At 43.6% G+C, this 17,852-nt stretch carries 13 protein-coding genes; 2 read left to right on the top strand and 11 right to left on the bottom strand.

What is annotated here, in order from left to right; genetic code table 11:
- Positions 1–85: 85 nt before the first annotated feature.
- The 11 genes from LKX84_RS08940 to LKX84_RS08890 form a co-directional block, all read right to left on the bottom strand.
- Positions 86–1,159: a PA0069 family radical SAM protein gene (locus tag LKX84_RS08940; protein ID WP_228236809.1), complete on the bottom strand. Its 1,074-nt coding sequence runs from the start codon at positions 1,157–1,159 to the stop codon at positions 86–88.
- Positions 1,160–1,258: 99 nt separating this feature from the next.
- Positions 1,259–1,486, bottom strand: a complete 228-nt coding sequence (locus tag LKX84_RS08935; protein WP_228236808.1) for a hypothetical protein — start codon at positions 1,484–1,486, stop codon at positions 1,259–1,261.
- Positions 1,487–1,716: 230 nt separating this feature from the next.
- The gene (locus tag LKX84_RS08930; RefSeq protein WP_228236807.1) at positions 1,717–2,307 is read right to left on the bottom strand and encodes a collagen-like protein; all 591 of its coding nucleotides are present in this window, start codon (positions 2,305–2,307) and stop codon (positions 1,717–1,719) included.
- Between the two features lie 173 nt (positions 2,308–2,480).
- Complete coding sequence (locus LKX84_RS08925) at positions 2,481–3,452, bottom strand: hypothetical protein (RefSeq protein WP_228236806.1); 972 nt, start codon at positions 3,450–3,452, stop codon at positions 2,481–2,483.
- Between the two features lie 214 nt (positions 3,453–3,666).
- Positions 3,667–5,220 carry a hypothetical protein gene (locus LKX84_RS08920; protein ID WP_228236805.1) on the bottom strand — a complete coding sequence of 518 codons (1,554 nt, stop codon included), beginning with the start codon at positions 5,218–5,220 and terminating at the stop codon, positions 3,667–3,669.
- 25 nt (positions 5,221–5,245) lie between these two features.
- Positions 5,246–6,028, bottom strand: coding sequence for an enoyl-CoA hydratase-related protein (locus tag LKX84_RS08915; RefSeq protein ID WP_228236804.1), 783 nt, complete (start codon positions 6,026–6,028; stop codon positions 5,246–5,248).
- Between the two features lie 166 nt (positions 6,029–6,194).
- Complete coding sequence (locus tag LKX84_RS08910; RefSeq protein ID WP_228236803.1) at positions 6,195–7,001, bottom strand: hypothetical protein; 807 nt, start codon at positions 6,999–7,001, stop codon at positions 6,195–6,197.
- 1 nt (position 7,002) lies between these two features.
- Positions 7,003–8,418: a sensor histidine kinase gene (locus LKX84_RS08905; RefSeq protein WP_228236824.1), complete on the bottom strand. Its 1,416-nt coding sequence runs from the start codon at positions 8,416–8,418 to the stop codon at positions 7,003–7,005.
- A 203-nt stretch (positions 8,419–8,621) separates the two neighbouring features.
- On the bottom strand, positions 8,622–9,167 hold the full coding sequence (locus tag LKX84_RS08900) for a CopD family protein (RefSeq protein WP_228236802.1): 546 nt from the start codon (positions 9,165–9,167) through the stop codon (positions 8,622–8,624).
- A gap of 12 nt (positions 9,168–9,179) precedes the next feature.
- Positions 9,180–12,302 (bottom strand): VPS10 domain-containing protein, encoded by a 3,123-nt coding sequence (locus tag LKX84_RS08895; protein ID WP_228236801.1) that lies wholly within the window; start codon positions 12,300–12,302, stop codon positions 9,180–9,182.
- 63 nt (positions 12,303–12,365) lie between these two features.
- Positions 12,366–15,500, bottom strand: coding sequence for a WD40/YVTN/BNR-like repeat-containing protein (locus LKX84_RS08890; protein WP_228236800.1), 3,135 nt, complete (start codon positions 15,498–15,500; stop codon positions 12,366–12,368).
- A gap of 108 nt (positions 15,501–15,608) precedes the next feature.
- Between LKX84_RS08890 and LKX84_RS08885 the strand changes: the two genes are divergently transcribed.
- Both LKX84_RS08885 and LKX84_RS08880 read left to right on the top strand, forming a co-directional pair.
- Entirely contained in the window at positions 15,609–16,400 is a 792-nt protein-coding gene (locus LKX84_RS08885) for a DUF1080 domain-containing protein (RefSeq protein WP_228236799.1), read from the top strand.
- A 14-nt stretch (positions 16,401–16,414) separates the two neighbouring features.
- Positions 16,415–17,842, top strand: coding sequence for a Gfo/Idh/MocA family protein (locus LKX84_RS08880; RefSeq protein WP_228236798.1), 1,428 nt, complete (start codon positions 16,415–16,417; stop codon positions 17,840–17,842).
- Positions 17,843–17,852: the final 10 nt, after the last annotated feature.

Below are 17,852 nucleotides of genomic sequence, written 5' to 3'. Positions count from 1 at the left end.
TTTTTAACGAATCTCTCTGCCGCAAGCTCCTTCGAAATGACACTTACCAAATTGCTTATTGGCCATTGGAAATTGTCCATTGAGTTCAAAACAATTTCAACTGTCCATCCTTGTACTGTTGGTGGAGTTCCATATTCAACTTAGGGTAAGTCTTGCCTTCAAAATACCTTCTTCTGGCCAACCGGGCCATTTCATGGATCTGCTCGGCTATTTTCCCCTCCCCTTTGCTCCGAACCCCAAATCGACTATCATTGAGTGAACCTCCATGACATTCCTGTATCTGGTGTAAAATTTTATCGGCTTTATCCGGCAAGGCCTTTTTTACCCAATCAGAAAACAGTTGTCCTATGGCTCCGTTCAAACGGACAACAGTTAACCCAAAGGAAAGGGCACCATGTTCAGAAACCACCTTGGCCAACTGTAGCAATTCGTGACTGTTGATACCCGGAATCATAGGTGCCAACATGGCATTTACAGGAATCTTGTTTTCCGATAAAAGCCGGATGGTCTCCAATCTTTTTTGAATCGACACCGTTCTGGGCTCCAATATTCTGCGTGTTTTTTCAGAAAGCGAAGTGACCGATACGTTGACTCCTATCAACTGATGGGCATTGAGTTCCTTCAAGATATCCAAATCTCTGAGAATAAGGGCATTTTTGGTGATAATGCCCACGGGGTGCCTATATTTTAAAAAAACCTCAAGGCACTTTCTCGTTATCTCAAATTTTTGCTCGGCAGGTTGATAGCAGTCCGTGTTGCCCGAAAGCACAATGGTCTGGGCCACCCAATTTTTGTGTTTTATTTTGGCTTCCAACAAGCCGGGAGCCGATTCTTTCACCAAAATCCTTCTTTCAAAATCCAACCCAGCACTATAGCCCCAATACTCATGGGTGTTACGGGCATAACAATAAACACATCCGTGTTCACAGCCTTGGTAGGGGTTCATGGAATACATCATACCCACATCCGGGCTATCCACTTTGTTTACAATGGTCTTGGGAAAAATAGGAATGTACTGGGTCTTGTTGCTTTCTGCTTCTTCCCCTTCCAAACGGCAAAACTCCAAAAAATCTTCCCGCATTTCATACACATGTTGTAGAAATGTATTGGGTGTGTTTTTCTGTGCACCCCTCCCTTTAATAAAACCATTGGATGACATTTTTTGGATTTATTCCAAATATATGGATTTTATCCAATTTATGATTAAATGTCTCTATCAAAAAAGCCCCTTAAAAAAGGGCCTTTGCGCTAGCATGATTTATGGCTGATTACAGTCGTTGCTGTCGACTTTGCCATCTTTGTTCTTGTCTTCCTCCGGATCGGCGACATCATTTTTGTTCAAATCCCAGCATTTGGACTCAACGGCCTCTCCCATGGTAACAACACCTGAGCCAATAGCGGGTTCGGTGTCTATTTCTTTGGAGCAAGCCATAAAAAAAAGTCCAAGGGCCAACATGCCCATGGTAAGTAGGTTAAGTTTTTTCATGATAATGATTTATAATTTCTACTAAAATAGGACCGCTTCCCTATTTCTTTTCTAAGTAGTTGACCTATGGTCTTTTAGGGTTGATGGATGACTAAAACCGATTGATTGTACCTTCTTGCAAATTCAAATTTTTCCTGCATCACCAAATAGGCCAAAAAGAAAAAACTGGGCCTAGGCCCAGTTTTCCGGTAGTGTTTAGGATTCCCAGTTTTGGGAAGGGTAAATAAAAGTTATTCTAGGCCAAAGTAAGCGGCTACTGCATGATAGTCTGCAATATCCACTCCAACAGCTTTAAGCTCATCTTTTACACTTGTGTACACTGATTTTGAAGTAGTGTACGGGGTACTTTCTATGAGCACGATTCTCAATGATTCCAAGTGATCGCTAGCAGTCACAGGATAGCCTGTGCCATCATAGTTGCTGAAATAAATTTGCACCAATTGTGTTTGGGCGTATACTTGGGTTAAAAAATCTGCAGATACAGGCCCTGGAATTGAATAATACTGTGTTCCAGCTAAATCATCTTTGCCCAAGTAATATAGGATGGCATAGTTTGAAATGACCTCCTCTGTCAATTCTGGAACGATTTGGGCAAAAATGGTTCCCGTATGACCTGTCATGTCCAGAATTACATGGTGAACGTTGGCATTACCATCTTCGCCATCTTTGCCATTGGTTCCGTTTACTCCATCTTGGCCATCCACTCCTGCTACTCCTTGGTCACCTTTCGGCCCTTGTTCCCCGTCATCACCTGTACAGGAACCTAAACATATGCCCACAACCAATAGGGCCATCATCAATACTTTACTCTTTTTCATCATTATTTTTTTTAAGATTATAGGTTAAAAGTAAAATGGCTTAAGTAATGTTTTGGGTATAGATCAACCATAACGCCTTATCGTTTGACGTATCCCCTTTTAGGATTGATCTTCATATTATTTTAAAAAGGAAAAAGCCCCTAAAAAAGGGGCTTCCTACAAAATATGGGTAATCATTAATTGGTCTTTTTCATCTCCAAAAACTTGTGCAATGGAGCCATTTGTTCCTCATAAGTGAGATTTTCCCAATCTTTTGTCTTGGTATTGGAAAACGAACCTTTACCAGATTGAGCATCAATTTTTTCAGTTTCAATAACAAGTACTGGACGAAGATCATCTGCCAAGTTCTCACTACTAAAAAAGGATACCGTTCCTGTGGTACCACCATTAATGGCTAACCTCATTCGAACTCCTTTGTTCGCCGCCTCATTGCAAATCCATTCATTTACAATACTTCTAGGTAAAGGTATAGCATACCATCCCGGATCATTTGATGATCCCCCAGAAACTGGCAGAACAACTCCATAATTATCCGAATTAGGAAATGGTCCTACCCAATTTGCGCTCAAACCGCCATCGCCACCGCTCCAAAATTCGGTTTGATTCGCATGCTCCCAAGAAGCATCGACCTGAGTGAACAATGGATCAGAGGGATTGTAAAATCCAAGTTGCAATGACAATGTTGGAGAATCTGTCTGAAAAGAATCGAAATAAACATAAAGAACAGCTTGATTTACATAAAATGCATCAGAACAATTTTGTCCCCCATCAACCAAACTACCTGTAATGATTTCAGAAATTCCGTCAAAACGAATCAAAGTATACGCATCAAAAGCTGGATCTCCAAAATCTGCAATAGCATTGATTGCACCATTCAAATCTCCAAATGCATCACTAATCCGGACATCTTGAGTGCCTTCATATCCCTTGAACCCATTTTGGAAATAAAAATCCACATTGGGCTTATCCTGACCATCTTGGCCATCTACACCATTGGTACCATCAGTACCATCCACTCCGTTTGTACCATTGGTGCCATCTTTACCGGGCGCACCCTGTGGCCCTTGTTCCCCGTCGTCACCTGAACAGGAAACCATACTCATTGCCATAGTTAGTATGGCGATACTCAATAATTTAATTGTCTTCATAATATTTTTATTTGGGTTTTTACCAAGCCAAAAGTAGGCTTAGCCCAAGTGTATTTTTGACCTTAACTAACCAATGCTCCCTGCGGTTTGACGGATGGGCTATGGGAATTGACATCTATTCAAAAATTGTAGTCTTTTTCTTTCTTTTTATGCAATTTGACCCATAAAAAAAGGCTTCCCTTGGGAAGCCTTTTAATTTATTTTTTTGGTGATTTTAGTTGAAATCTACCTTTACCAATTGCTTTTTACCTCCACGCTTGGCATAAAAGAGCATTTTGTTCTCTTGTGCGTCCTTTAAGGGCATGGACACCATAAAGGGCAACCTGGCCTCTTGTTGGTCAATGATTTTTTCGTAATCCATAATACCGTTTTCATCCAATGAGATCAAGAACACATTCCGGTTTCGGCTCAGACCCTGTTTAAAGATCAGTCGTTCGTTGTTGATCAATTGTGGGTTGTCCGCTGCGGTACAGATGAAGAAATAGGATTTGCCATCCTTACAATACGAACTGTAAGAGGCATAGGCCCCATCGCCCTGGGTTACTTCTGTCTTGTTAATGTTCCTGGCCCATTCCATGTTGCCATCGGGTGAAAGCTTTACACTCACAATGTCGTTGTAGTGGTAGCGTTCAATTTTGAGGCGTTGTCCAGCTCCGGTGGATTCCATACTCGAAGTGACAAAATATTCTTCGGCATTGAAGAAAATCTCCTCCTTCGGGGTCACTTCCACTCCTTTGAAAATCAAGTTTTTGATGTCCTTGTCCTCTTCCCGTCCAAATTTATCGTCCATAAATTGTTGAGAAAAGGGATTGTATCGGTTCGATCTTACGTCCAGCGATTGGGCATCCAAATCAAAATAGGCGATACCATTGTACCTGTTGTCCTTTCTATCCGCATAAAACCCTACACAGACCAGTCTGTTTTTCAATAGGATGGGATACAAGGCTTCGGGATACTTACCGGGGTCCACAAAAGATTGGGTCCGGCTGCTATTTTCAGTAAGTTTTATCAGTTCATATTGAAACTTGCGCTCATCTACCTGAAATCGTTTCTTTTTGAAATAGGCCTTACCAACAATATAAGCGGTCTGCAGATCTGGGGAAAAAGTAACATTCTCGAATGCATAGTTCTTTTCTTCGATTTCATCAGAAAAATCATATTCGAAACGCTTCTTCAGGGTAGTGTCGAACAGATGGATGATGTGCTTTTCTTCTTTTCCCTTTTTGTGATGGGTACTGATGATGAACCCCGACTTTTGCTCATTGAACAAAATGGCGGTGGTAAAACCGCTGGAAAAATTCCGGTTGTAGTAGTTCTTGTTTACGGGATCGTTTACCTCCTCGGAAGCAATGGAAAGCAATTTTTCCGTTTTAAAATTGAACCCGATTACCGGACTTCTATGTACCCAATACTCGTATTCGCCCCGGTTGTAATTATAGTTGAGGAACAACAGGTTCAATTGCCCATTTTTCAGGAACCCATCCACAAAATCCAACCCCTTGATCTTGTAATTGTATTCGGTTACCAACTCCAAGTTGCTGTTGTAATGTTCAATCAGGTAGCCTTTAGGTTTTAGGATCAACCCTTGGTAGTAGGCACGCACCAAAATGTATCCGCCCCCACCATCTTCATCAATGGTCATAAGATTGGAATACCGGTAACGGTCGTTGTATTTTTCGCCAAAGTCATAGCTAACGGGCATTTTTTGGGCGGATGCCAACATCCCCATAAAAGCTATACAAAGCAAGGCAATCTGTTTTTTAATCATGGTCTGGCTTGGTTAAGGCCAACGGTCATGAACCAGGGAAATCCGCTTTCCGCTTTTCCAAAAAGGCAGAGGTGCCCTCTTTAAAATCATCGGTACCAAAGCAATGCCCAAAGGCATCGATTTCCACGGCATAGCCATCGGCGTCATACTTAAAACCAGCATTTACCGCTTTTATTGCATGTTTTATGGCCACGGTGGAATTATTCGATATCCTGTTCGCCAATTTGTGGCAAAGGGGCAATAATTCCTCAGGAGAAACCACATGGTTCACCAGCCCGTAGACGAAAGCTTTGTCGGCATCGATCATACTGGCGGTCATGATCAGTTCCAGCGCCCTGCCCTTCCCGATCAATTGCGGCAACCGCTGGGTGCCCCCATACCCTGGAATCACGCCTAGGGATACTTCCGGAAGCCCCATTTTGGCATTGGTACTGGATACCCTAAAATGGCAGGCCAAGGCCAATTCCAATCCACCACCGAGTGCAAAACCATTGATGGCAGCAATGACAGGTGTGGTCAAGTTCTCGATCAAATTGAAGAGGTTCTTTTGTCCCATGGCGGCCAACTGTCTTCCTTCCTTTACCGAAAAATGGGCAAATTCCGAAATATCGGCCCCGGCAACGAAGGCCTTTTCCCCACTTCCGGTTATGATGATCACTTTAATATCGGGATCCTCGTCCAGTTCCTTGAAGGCTACGTTCAATTCCTCAATGGTCCTTTGGTTCAGGGCATTCAATTTGGAAGGACGATCTATGGTGATGGTTGCCCAACTTTTTTCTTCCTCAATGTAGATGTTCTCGTAGTTCATAAGTATTGTTTTGATGGGAACCGAAGGATGGTTCCTGTTATTACGTTTACCTCATTAACCTAATTGTTAGGTTGCAGATGCTTGTGGTTAGTAAGACTAGATAGTTCCATATCCGCCGTTAAAGAATGTTAAGCCATTGATTTTTAATTAATTTTTTCAGTTTGAGTTACCTCTTCGGCTTACCTAATTCTTTAATCACACTTTCATTCATGTCAATTGTTTCTTTAATCATATCCCATGATGAAATAGCAGTATATTCTGTATTAAAGTTAAACTGTCGATTAACATTCAATTGCCCAATTATTATGAAATCAATATCACATCTTTTATAAAACTGTGCAAAATACCATGAAATCATTTCTCTTTCCCGATATGTACCTGGCAATATCTGTTCTTTTTGAATTAAAACATTTGATTTTTTAATATCATCAATTGTAGGTTTATTACTTTGATTAATTGTAGTAATAGCGATCATATTCATTCCGTATTCCGTCTGTTTTTCAGATGTCAAGACAACGGCAGCTCCAAAATTCCCGTTAGTAAGTTTAAAAATCAAGCAGTCACCAGTCTCAAAAATAGAGTCGCGAAATACTTTTCTTTTTCTCCTTTTTGCTTTGGGTTTCTCTATACTAATCTTTTCAATGAATGATTTCAGGACTTTTTCCCTCTTGGCTACATCTTTTTTATCGGCATTTTGCTTTTTCCACAATTCAATATCCTCTCCGCTTTCAACAATTAGCCTAACCCTTTTATAAATGTCATCGTCAAGAGATTTACATTCCCATTGTGCCATAGCTATTGCAAACCAAAAATCATTTTTGCTATCCCTATCATCTATCAAATCTTGATTTGTCTTGAGAAGTTGTAACGTGATTTCGGGAACCTCAAGTCCATCATTGTACATATCCATGAATTCTGAATATATATCAGCATAGGTGTCGTTCGATGATATTGCTGTTCCCCAAGTTCCCATTTCAACCTTTTTGTTCCTTGGGAAACCGGATCGTGAACACGGTGCCTTTTCCCAACTTAGAAGTAAAGTTAATGGTTCCTCCATAGTTTTCCACAATGTTCTTGACCATTCCCAGCCCAAGTCCAGTACCGCTCGATTTTGTGGTGAACTTCGGCTCGAAGACTTTTTCACGGTTCTCATCGGAAATGCCCACGCCGTTATCTGCCACTGAAATCTTCACCTGTGAACCTTCGGTTGCCACGGTGACCAATATTCTGGGTGATTCTACATCCGGCACGGCTTGGATGGCATTTTTTACCAAATTGGTAATGACGCGAATCAATTGCGTACGATCGAGCTTGGCAATGATCTCTTCCTCATCGGTGATAAAATGGATGTAGTCCTCATTAAAGATTTCCAAGGCCAATTTTACCACTTTCACCACGTTCAGTGTCTCGTTCTGTTGGGCGGGCATGTCCGCAAAACTGGAAAATGCCGTGGCAATGTTGCTCATGGTATCGATCTGTTGGATCAACGTTTTGGAAAACTCGTTCACCTTTTTTTGGATATCGGGATCATTGGGGTCGAATTTCCTCTCAAAACTCTGAACTGTCAACCGTAATGGTGTCAATGGATTTTTGATCTCGTGGGCCACTTGTTTGGCCATTTCCCGCCACGCCTGTTCCCTTTCGCTCTTTGCCAATTTTACGGCACTTTCTTCCAGCTCATCTATCATGCGGTTGTAAGAATCCACCAATTTGGCAATCTCATCCCCCGGATTGGCCAGATAGATTTTTTCATTTTGACGGGTGAGGTTGGTACGGTTGATCTTATCGGAAATGGTCTGTAGCGATCGGGTAATGAATTTGGATATGAAATAGGCCAAGACAATGGCCAGTACCAACATTAAAAGATAGACCATCCCCAACCGGAAAAGAAATTCCCGGAGTTCCATGTTATTGAAGGTGTTATCCTCAAAATAGGGCAAATTCAAAATGCCGATGGGCTTAAATTTGAGGTCGTTGATGTAGGTATACGTAGCCTGGTAGTTATCCCCTGCAGCACGTTTTTCTTCCACGAACCGCGATTCGCCTGTTTCCCTTAGATAATTCAGTACGTTGGAATCCAAACAGTTGGCAATGGAATCTGCTTCAAAACTGGGGCGGGAACTTTTGATCAGGTTGCCTTCAAGATCATAAATGTTGAAGTTGACGTTCTCCACATTGGCAATCTTGTAGATTTCGTCCCTAAAAATGAGCCCTAAGTTTTCCGTGTTCACAGGATAGGTGGTCTCCTTTAAAACATACCAAATGCTTTTCAGGATCTGTTCTTCCTTTCGTTGTAGACGGTCGTCATGATAGTCCTTCCCTTGTTCCTTGTATTGATAAATGGTAACCCCAGCGATCAGCACGGAGGCAATGACCACCAAAGTGATCATACCAAAGAAAATACGCGACCGTAGGGATAATTTTGAGAACAATACTGCCAGATTTGATGATAAATGTAATCAATTATCGAGCCAACCAAGGACAAGTTACAAGTTCATGTTCAAAAACAAGTTCAAGTTCAAAACTAAGTACAAGACATTGTCTGCCTAAAAATTCAATTTGTAATTGAACTTGAAACGTGTACCTGCTCTTATCAAGCATCTGGGTTTCGTTCCCGATAGCGCTTGTACATTTTTATCCCCAACATTAAAAGTGCGACCAACACAAACATGCCCACAATGCCATAGATCCAATCGAAGGCACTTTTCAAAATCACTAGGAACACTACGGCAAAAAGGATAATGGTAGCCACCTCGTTCCACATACGCATAAAGTTGGAGGTATATCGGATATCATCATTTTGCATCTGTTTAAAAATCTGGTGGCACTTGAAATGATACACAAAAAGCAATGCCACAAAAGCCAATTTTACGTGCATCCAAGGTTGTTGTAGCCACCCAGGCATCAAAACCAACAACCAAATGGCAAAAAGGGTACACAAAACTGCCGAAGGCCATGTGATGATATACCACAACCGCTTGGTCATCAACTTTAATTGTTCCGAAAGGATTTCTTTATCAGGCGAGGGCTTTTGCCAAGCTTCAATATGATAAATGAATAATCTGGGGATGTAGAACAATCCCGCGAACCAAGTCACCACAAAAATGAGGTGCAAGGATTTGATGTAATTGTATAACACTTTCTTTCTTTTTTACATTCGGATGGCACCCACGCCATTTTCCCACAATTTTTTATTGAAATTGGGTATATCCACCGTGATGAATTGTTGAGCCGTTTGCTTTAACCCAACCCATTGTGCATCCAATTCTGCTTTTCGGTCTTTGGATGGCTGGTTGATCTGGGGCAATGGGCTATCGCTATGGTTCATCAAAAATAGATACTCCGCGGTAAACTTATTGGGGAAATTCTCCACATCATCATAAGCCTGCGATTTGCGCTGTACCATATCCTCGTCCCAAGATTTCAGTTTGTCCAAAAGCGATTGCCCTTCTTTTTTGAGTTCATCGTTCTTTACATCCTTCAGTAAATCCTTCAATTGGCCCTGTACTTTGTACAGCATATTCACTTTGTTGTGCATGTCGGTTATATTGGCTTCCACCTCCGACATGAATTGATGGTATTCCGCAAACCTTTGTTCAGAAACGTCCGTGTTCGGCATTGGGATGACAACTCCTTGAGTGGTAACGGTTTCACCACCAGCCTTTAGCTGAAGGGAATAGGTACCCGGCGGTACTTTGTGCCCTGTAAAATTAGCTTCCATATAAACTCCGGGCACTCCAGGAACGATAGGTGTTTTGAGGTCCCAAACAAATCGGTTCAGGCCTTTATCCGTTCCTAAAACGGGTGCTGGCGGCGGTCCACCACCATTGTGGGGAACATAGCTTTCATCCCGTTTGGAACTAATGGCTCGGATTAGCTTCCCTGCTCCATCCTTGATTTCGAGGGACAGTTCCGTACTATCCATGGCCTTGGGCAGATTGTAATAAAGGACCATACCACTGGCAGGGTTAACGCCTTCGTATGGATTGGTGCCCTCCACTTTTTTGGAACTACTATTCAATGGACTTCCCCAGAAACCATGGACCGTTACTTCTGGCTTGTACAACTTCAATGCTCCGGATTCCCCCTTGTATTGGGATAGGGTAGTGATGTTGTCCAAAATCCAGAAAGACCTTCCTGAAGTTGCCACGATCAAATCGCCTTGATGAATTTTCAAATCGGTTATTGGCGTTTTGGGCAGATTCAATTGCAGTGGCTCCCAACTTTTTCCATCGTTCCAAGAAACATAAAGTCCCTTTTCCGTTCCAGCATACAACAATCCTTTTTGCTCTTGATCTTCTCGAACAACTCGGGTAAAGGCTCCATAAGGGATTCCCGTGCTAATATTGATCCACGTTTTGCCATAATCCGTGCTCTTAAACAATGCAGGGGCGTAATCATTGAACTTATATCGAGTAGTCGCAATATAGACCGTAGCAGGATCATGTGGAGATACCTCAATGGCGTTCACCAAACATTCCTTCAACCCTTTTGGGGTGATGTTTTCCCATGTTTCCCCACCATTTTTGGTGATGTAGACCAATCCATCATCACTACCGGTATACATGACGCCTTTTTCTTGTGGAGACTCAATAATATAGGCCAGTGTACCATAGTTTTCGGCACCTACGGCTTCATTGGTATAGGGACCGCCCCCGTTGCCTTGTTTATCGTCTTGATCACGGGTAAGGTCTGGGGAAATCTCTTCCCAGGTTACCCCATTGTCCCTAGTCCGCAAGACCAATTGCGCCCCATGATAAAACGTTCCTGGTTCATGTTTGGACCAAATAATGGGAGCGTTCCAGTTATACAGATATTTCATGTTTCGTGCCTCCCGCCCCAGATATTGAATCGGTGCGGCCATCACATTGGTAGACATTTTGGTTTCCATATCGAACAGTTCGATGGTTCCCAAATAACTGCCCCCCATCACATAGCGTGGATTATCAGGGTCAAAGGCCAAAAATGCACTTTCGCCACCGGCGGAATAATGCCAATCCTCTTGGTTGATACTCCATCGACCTACGGAAAGACTTGCAATCTTCACCGAAGTATTGTCCTGTTGCCCTCCATAGATGTTATATGGAAAAAGATTGTCCGTGTTGATGCGATAGAACTGTGCGGTGGGCATATTGTAGGGCAGGGTCCAGTTTTTTCCATAGTCATACGTAATGGTAGCCCCACCGTCATCTGCCATAACCATGTTTTTGGAGTCATTGGGGTTGATCCAAAGGTTATGGGTATCACCATGGGGTACCGAAATGGATTCCCAGGTTTTACCGCCGTCTTCCGATCGGAACATTTCAGCACTGAGCACATAAACAGTATTCTCGTTATTGGGATCGGCAAATACTTCAATATAATACCAGGCGCGTTGCACCAAACGGTTATCCCCGCTGACCATGCTCCAGCTCTTACCTGCATCATTGGAAACGAACAGACCGCCTTTATCCTGATTGGAATCACTCTCGATAATCGCATACACCTTATCCGAATTGGCTGGACTCACCGCAATTCCCATTTTCCCTTTTTCTTCGGGAAGGCCTTCGGTCAATTCCGTCCAAGTATCTCCCCCATCGGTACTTTTGTAAAGTCCACTTCCTGGTCCACCACTCATCACAAAATTGGGTTTACGTTGGTATTCCCACATGGCTGCATAGAGGGTCAAAGAGTTGTTGGCATCCATGGAAAGCTCCACAGCCCCGGTGCTTTCATTCACAAAAAGAATGTTTTTCCAGGTTTTCCCACCGTCCATGGAACGGTATATGCCTCGCTCCTTGTTAGGGGCAAACAAGGCACCTTGTGCTGCCACATAAACAATATCCGGATTGGTGGGATGGATGATGATCCGCGAAATATGCTGGGTCTGTTCCAAACCTAATTTTATCCAGGTTTTGCCTGCATCGTTAGATCGATATACCCCATCACCATAGGAAGTCATGACCCCACGTGGAGCATGTTCCCCCATACCGCAATACACGATGTTTGGGTTGGATTCCGAAACGGAAACGGCCCCTACGGAACCCATTTCAAAGAACCCATCGGAAATATTGTCCCATCTGCTACCAGCATTGGTGGTCTTCCAAAGTCCACCACCGGTGGTTCCCATGTAATACGTCATCGGGTCGCCCACCACACCGCTTGCAGTAACGGAACGCCCTCCCCGGAACGGTCCTATGTTCCGAAATTTCATGGATGAGAAATACTCGTTCGCGGACTGGGACATTGCCAGTGTACAGGACAATAGTCCCAAAATCAAGATTGACTTTTTCATTCTTCAGATCTGTTTGTGTTCTAAAAAAATAACCCCTTACCGTTGGGCAAGGGGTTTTGAAATTTAATCCTCTATGCTCAAATAATCCAGTTTGAGCTTGTTGAACTCAGCATTGAAAGCTTCAACCTCATCATCAACCAGTTTATCAAAATCGGCCAATTGGGTTTTTATGCCAGCTGACAATTCCTCTTTTACAACAATGTCCTGTTCCGTTGGAGGAAAATCGTCCATGGAAACCAAGCTGTTCAAGTGACCCAATTTGTTGGTCAATCGAATGGGGAAGTTCAACGGATCTTGTCCGCTTCGGTTTTGGGTCTGGTACAATTCCTTTTCTATGGTCCCGAATTTTTCCTTCATGGTCTTTACTTTTGCCACCACATCTTTTGTAGCATCATTGTCTTTGTATTTGGCAACGAACTCATCCAATTTTTTGTTGATGTTCCTGATCTTTTTGATGGATTGATGTGCCAAGTCAATGGTCTCGTTTATTTCGGAAATGAAATCGTACTGCTTTTGCATATCAGCAACGGAAACCTCTGCCCTTGGATCAGGAAGGATCTTGAATTCTTGGGTTTGAGTAGTACCTTTTACATTTAAATGGACTTTGTACGACCCTGGAACGGCTTTTGGACCGCTTAGGTTAGCCCACCAAAGAATCATTCCGTCCAAACGTTCGGCGCTTTTTCCACGGGTGTCCCAAACATGGGTGTTCCCTCCTTTTTTGACCTCCAATTTTTTATCCTTCTCTTTGGAATAGGTGCTGTAGGTTGCCAAGGTATCCCCGGACATGCTGGTGTAGGTCAAAGCCACACTATCCTTTTCTGCAAAATCCTTTAAGTAGAAATGGGTGATCACTCCGTTGGCCAAGTTTGTTCCTTCGGTCTTGGATGGTCTTCTAGCCGTATTTCCTTTAGTTCGGTAACTCTCCCTTGGTTTGTACAAGATGGTGCTGGCCGTTTTCTTGGCGTCATTCAATTGGTGAAGTACGGTAAGATCGTCAATGATCCAAAGGCTTCTTCCTTGGGTAGCCACGATCAGGTTGTCATCTTTTATGGTCAAATCGGTAATGGGAACTATGGGAAGGTTCATTTGGAATTTCTCCCATTTGGCCCCATCATTAAAGGAAATATACATTCCGGTTTCGGTTCCGGCATACAGTAAGCCTTTGCGTTTTGGATCTTCACGCACCACACGGGTAAAATGTTCATCCTCGATTCCGTTGGTGATCAACGACCAGGTTTTCCCGTAATCAGTGGTTTTGTACAAATAGGGTTTAAAATCTCCCAATTTGTATCGCGTAGCGGCTACATAACAAGTACCTTCATCAAAAGCGGAAGGTTCTATGCTGTTGACCATGTTCCATTCGGGCATGATGGACGGGGTTACGTACTCCCAAGTTTTGCCGCCATCCTTGCTTACATGGATCAAACCGTCATCACTACCTACCCAAAGTAACCCTTCTTTTAAAGGGCTTTCATTGGCCGCGAAAATAGTACAGTAATATTCCACACTGGTGTTGTCCTGAGTGATGGGTCCACCACTGGAACCTAATTTAGTTGGATCGTTTCTGGTAAGGTCACCGCTCAACAATTCCCAACTCTGACCTTCGTTCGTGGTCATGTGGACATGGTTGGAGAAGGTATACAGTTTTTTGGGATCATGCTTGCTGAACATGATGGGGAAGTTCCACTGAAAGCGATACTTCATCCCTTCGGCTCCATAACCCATAGGGTTATCCGGCCAAACATTTACTCCCCTAACGGTATTTTTTGCATGGTTAACACGCACCAAAAAGCCATCGTAGCTACCACCATAAACAATTTCATCATTTGCAGGATCTACCGCAATATGGGCCGACTCACCACCAGCGGTTTCTTCCCAATCACCTTCACCTATTGAAAAACCATCGCTCCTGTGTTTGATCCTCAAAGTGGAATTATCCTGCTGAGCCACATAGATTCTGTAAGGGAAAGCATTATCCGTGGTCACCCTATAAAACTGTGCCGTAGGTTGGTTGTCCATTGTACTCCAGGATTCACCGCCATCATAACTTACTTGGGCACCCCCATCGTCCGCCATGATCATACGTTTGGAATCCTCTGGGGCTATCCAAAGATCGTGGTGATCCCCATGTGGCGCATTGGAAGATTCAAATGTTTTACCTCCATCCGTACTTTTATGGTAGTTTACATTGAGCACATATACCACATTCTCATCTTGGGTATCGGCATAGACCCTAGTGTAATACCACGCCCTCTGCCTTAGGCTTCTATCACTATTGACAAGCGTCCATTTGTTACCGCCATCGTCTGAACGGTACAGACCACCTTTGTCCTTGTTCTCTACCATGGCCCAAACACGGTTGCTGTTTTTGGGAGAAACGGTCACTCCAATGATTCCCAATGTATCCGTTGGGAAGCCTTCGTTTTTAGAGATTTCGGTCCAGGTTTCGCCACTATCGGTACTTTTCCAAAGGGCAGAACCTTCACCTCCACTACTTAAACTATAAGGAGTACGTTGCACCCTCCATGTAGAGGCATATAAAATTCTTGGGTTATTGGGATCAAAAATCAAATCCACGGCACCTGCCAAATCGTTGGCATAAAGTACTTTCTTCCAAGTTTTACCTCCATCGGTAGTCTTGTATACCCCACGATCTTGGGTAGGTTTATACAGGTTGCCCATGACAGCGGCATAAACGGTATTATAATCGGTTGGGTGAATCCTCATTCGAGAGATGTGTCGGCTGTTTTCCAAGCCGATGGTTTGCCATGTTTTTCCGGCATCCTCGCTTTTGTATGCTCCATAACCTGAAGAAACATTACCACGAACGGTTTGTTCACCTCCACCTACATAAATTACGTTATGATCACTCTTTGCAACTTCAACGACACCGATACTGCCTCCAAAAAATCCGTCAGAAATATTCTCCCAAGTGGTTCCGCCATCAGTGGTCCTCCAAACACCTCCTCCGGTTGCACCAAAATAGAATAGGTTGGGTTCGCCTTCCACTCCTGCCACCGTACCGGAACGACCCCCACGGAAGGGTCCAATCAATCGGTACTCCAAGCTGGAATACAAGGCTTCCGGATATTCGGGAGCACTTTGGCTTTTCTTATTTCTTTGGGAATGGATCGGGGTAATGAACAAGGTACTAGCCAGCATAAGCAAGCTAATCCTGAAAAAGCAAGTCTTCATTTTTAAAGTGTTGAGTTAGTCAGGCTTAAATGTAATGAAAATGGTGCAAAAAAAGTTAATCAATATTTTGTACTTTAACCCATCGGAATAAATACCAACAACTAAACCATGTCTAAAATTTTAAAGCTTTCCCTTCTTTTTTTACTTGTTCTCGCATGTAAGAATCAATCCAAACCCACGGATGAACCTGAAACCACTGACACCAATACTGAAATAGAGTCCGAATGGATCATGCTTTTTGATGGCAGCAGTTTAGAAGGTTGGCGCGGGTACAACATGGATTCATTACCTCCCGGATGGACCATAAAGGACAGCTCCCTGACTTTTGATACCGAATTGGGTATGGAGCAAAATTACACCGGTGGAAAGGATATTATTTACGGTGCCGAGGAGTTCGAAAATTTTGAACTATACCTTGAATGGAAAATACCAGAAGGAGGCAATAGCGGCATTTTTTACCATGTTAAGGAAGGTTATAACGGACCTCCTGTTGTGGCTCCCGAATATCAGTTGATTGATGACGAGAACTATGCCAACATCCATGATCTGGTGGGGTACAACTCCCAATTTGGTGCCAAGCATCCGGAGTTGCTCCAGGATTGGCAGAAAACCGGTGCCGATTACGCCATGCATGTGGCAGATGAATCGCAAAAGCAGCTGAACCCTGTCATGGAATGGAACACCACCAAGATCGTGTTTACCCCTGAAAAGGTGGAGCATTGGCTCAACGGCAAAAAATTATTGGAATTTGTACCCTGGTCCGAGGAATGGAATACCAAAAAGGCTTCCGGAAAATGGGACAACGCCCCGGATTATGGCAAATTCAAAACGGGCTATATTGCCTTGCAGGACCATTCCAGTCCTATCTGGTTCCGAAATATCAAAATCAAAAAATTATAACATACTAAACGAACATGAACAAACGCGAATTCATTAAAAAAAGTAGTGTTGGTGCATTGGGCATCATGTTGGCGCCTTCCTTTTTAAAAGGCTCCATGAACATCGATAGATTACGTACGGCCCATATCGGTGTCGGGAATATGGGAGGCGAGGACCTCAAGGCCATATCTTCCCATGCCTCTGTGGATGTAGTGGCCCTCTGCGATGTGGACGCCATCAACCTTGCCGCCGCACATAAACTACACCCCAAGGCCCGCATCTTTTTTGATTATCGCTCCATGTTGGAAGAAATGGGAGATGAAATCGATGCCGTGATCGTTTCAACCCCAGACCATACCCATGCACCAGCCTCCATGATGGCCATGGAAATGAACAAACCCGTATACTGTCAAAAACCATTGACCCATTACGTTTCCGAGTCACGCGCTATGAAAAAAATGGCCGCTGATAAAGGATTGGTCACCCAAATGGGGATCCAAGTGCATTCCTTTTACGATTACAAACTGGCCACGTTGCTGATTCAATCCGGCATCATAGGCAAAGTACATACCGTACATGCTTGGTCGCCTAAAAACTGGGGGTATGATGGCCCGCTTCCACAAGGGGAAGACCCGGTTCCTACCCAATTGGATTGGAACCTTTGGTTGGGCACTTCCAAGGAAAGACCTTATAAAGATGGCATGTACCACCCCGGCAATTGGAGAAAATTGATGGATTACGGTTGTGGTACCTTGGGCGATATGGGTGTCCATATTTTCGATACGCCTTACAATGCTTTGCAATTGGATGTTCCTCGAACCATCACAACGGAATGCCGCCCTACCAACGGTTTCGGATATCCGGAACACAATACGGTGACCTATGAATTCCCGCAAACACCCTATACCACCGAAACCTTAAAATGGGTCTGGTATGACGGGCCTGGGGCTCCTGCATTGAGCGAAGATTTATTATTACCTGGTATGACCATGGGCAAAGACGGTACAGTTTCCAAAGAGGAAAGTATGAAGGATAAAATGTCGTTGGATGCCAAGATTGCTGCCGAAAATGAACTTCCCGATCAAGGGGCCATGTTCGTTGGTGAAAAAGGAAGGTTGTTGCTTCCCCACTTCATGCAATTGCCCAAGAAAATCAGAAAAGGCAAGTACGTGGACATTTCTAAAGAGATAGCCAAAGTTTCCAAGGAACACAATCTGGGTGAGCCCATCCGAAACTACGAAACCGAAGGTCCAAAGCATTACCACCAATTTGTGGATGCCTGTTTGGGCAAGGGAGAGACTACTGCCCCGTTCGATTATGCGGCACGGTTGACCGAGACCATTCTTTTGGGTACCATTGCAGGTCGTTTCCCAGGTGAAACGTTGCATTGGGATGCGGAGACCGCTAAGTTCAAAGAAGAAAAGGCCAACCAATATTTGGCTGGGGATTACCGCAAGTTTTAAAAGTTTTTGA

This window comes from Allomuricauda sp. M10 (assembly GCF_020782875.1).
Classification (GTDB): domain Bacteria; phylum Bacteroidota; class Bacteroidia; order Flavobacteriales; family Flavobacteriaceae; genus Flagellimonas.
The sequence above is the reverse complement of the archived record's forward strand: the minus strand, read 5'-3'. Positions and strand labels throughout refer to the sequence as shown.

Coding starts and splice junctions, on each gene's coding strand:
- LKX84_RS08940 (WP_228236809.1), bottom strand. CDS start 1,159: ATGTCATCCAATGGTTTTATTAAAGGGAGGGGTGCACAGAAAAACACA.
- LKX84_RS08935 (WP_228236808.1), bottom strand. CDS start 1,486: ATGAAAAAACTTAACCTACTTACCATGGGCATGTTGGCCCTTGGACTT.
- LKX84_RS08930 (WP_228236807.1), bottom strand. CDS start 2,307: ATGATGAAAAAGAGTAAAGTATTGATGATGGCCCTATTGGTTGTGGGC.
- LKX84_RS08925 (WP_228236806.1), bottom strand. CDS start 3,452: ATGAAGACAATTAAATTATTGAGTATCGCCATACTAACTATGGCAATG.
- LKX84_RS08920 (WP_228236805.1), bottom strand. CDS start 5,220: ATGATTAAAAAACAGATTGCCTTGCTTTGTATAGCTTTTATGGGGATG.
- LKX84_RS08915 (WP_228236804.1), bottom strand. CDS start 6,028: ATGAACTACGAGAACATCTACATTGAGGAAGAAAAAAGTTGGGCAACC.
- LKX84_RS08910 (WP_228236803.1), bottom strand. CDS start 7,001: ATGGGAACTTGGGGAACAGCAATATCATCGAACGACACCTATGCTGAT.
- LKX84_RS08905 (WP_228236824.1), bottom strand. CDS start 8,418: ATGATCACTTTGGTGGTCATTGCCTCCGTGCTGATCGCTGGGGTTACC.
- LKX84_RS08895 (WP_228236801.1), bottom strand. CDS start 12,302: ATGAAAAAGTCAATCTTGATTTTGGGACTATTGTCCTGTACACTGGCA.
- LKX84_RS08890 (WP_228236800.1), bottom strand. CDS start 15,500: ATGAAGACTTGCTTTTTCAGGATTAGCTTGCTTATGCTGGCTAGTACC.
- LKX84_RS08885 (WP_228236799.1), top strand. CDS start 15,609: ATGTCTAAAATTTTAAAGCTTTCCCTTCTTTTTTTACTTGTTCTCGCA.
- LKX84_RS08880 (WP_228236798.1), top strand. CDS start 16,415: ATGAACAAACGCGAATTCATTAAAAAAAGTAGTGTTGGTGCATTGGGC.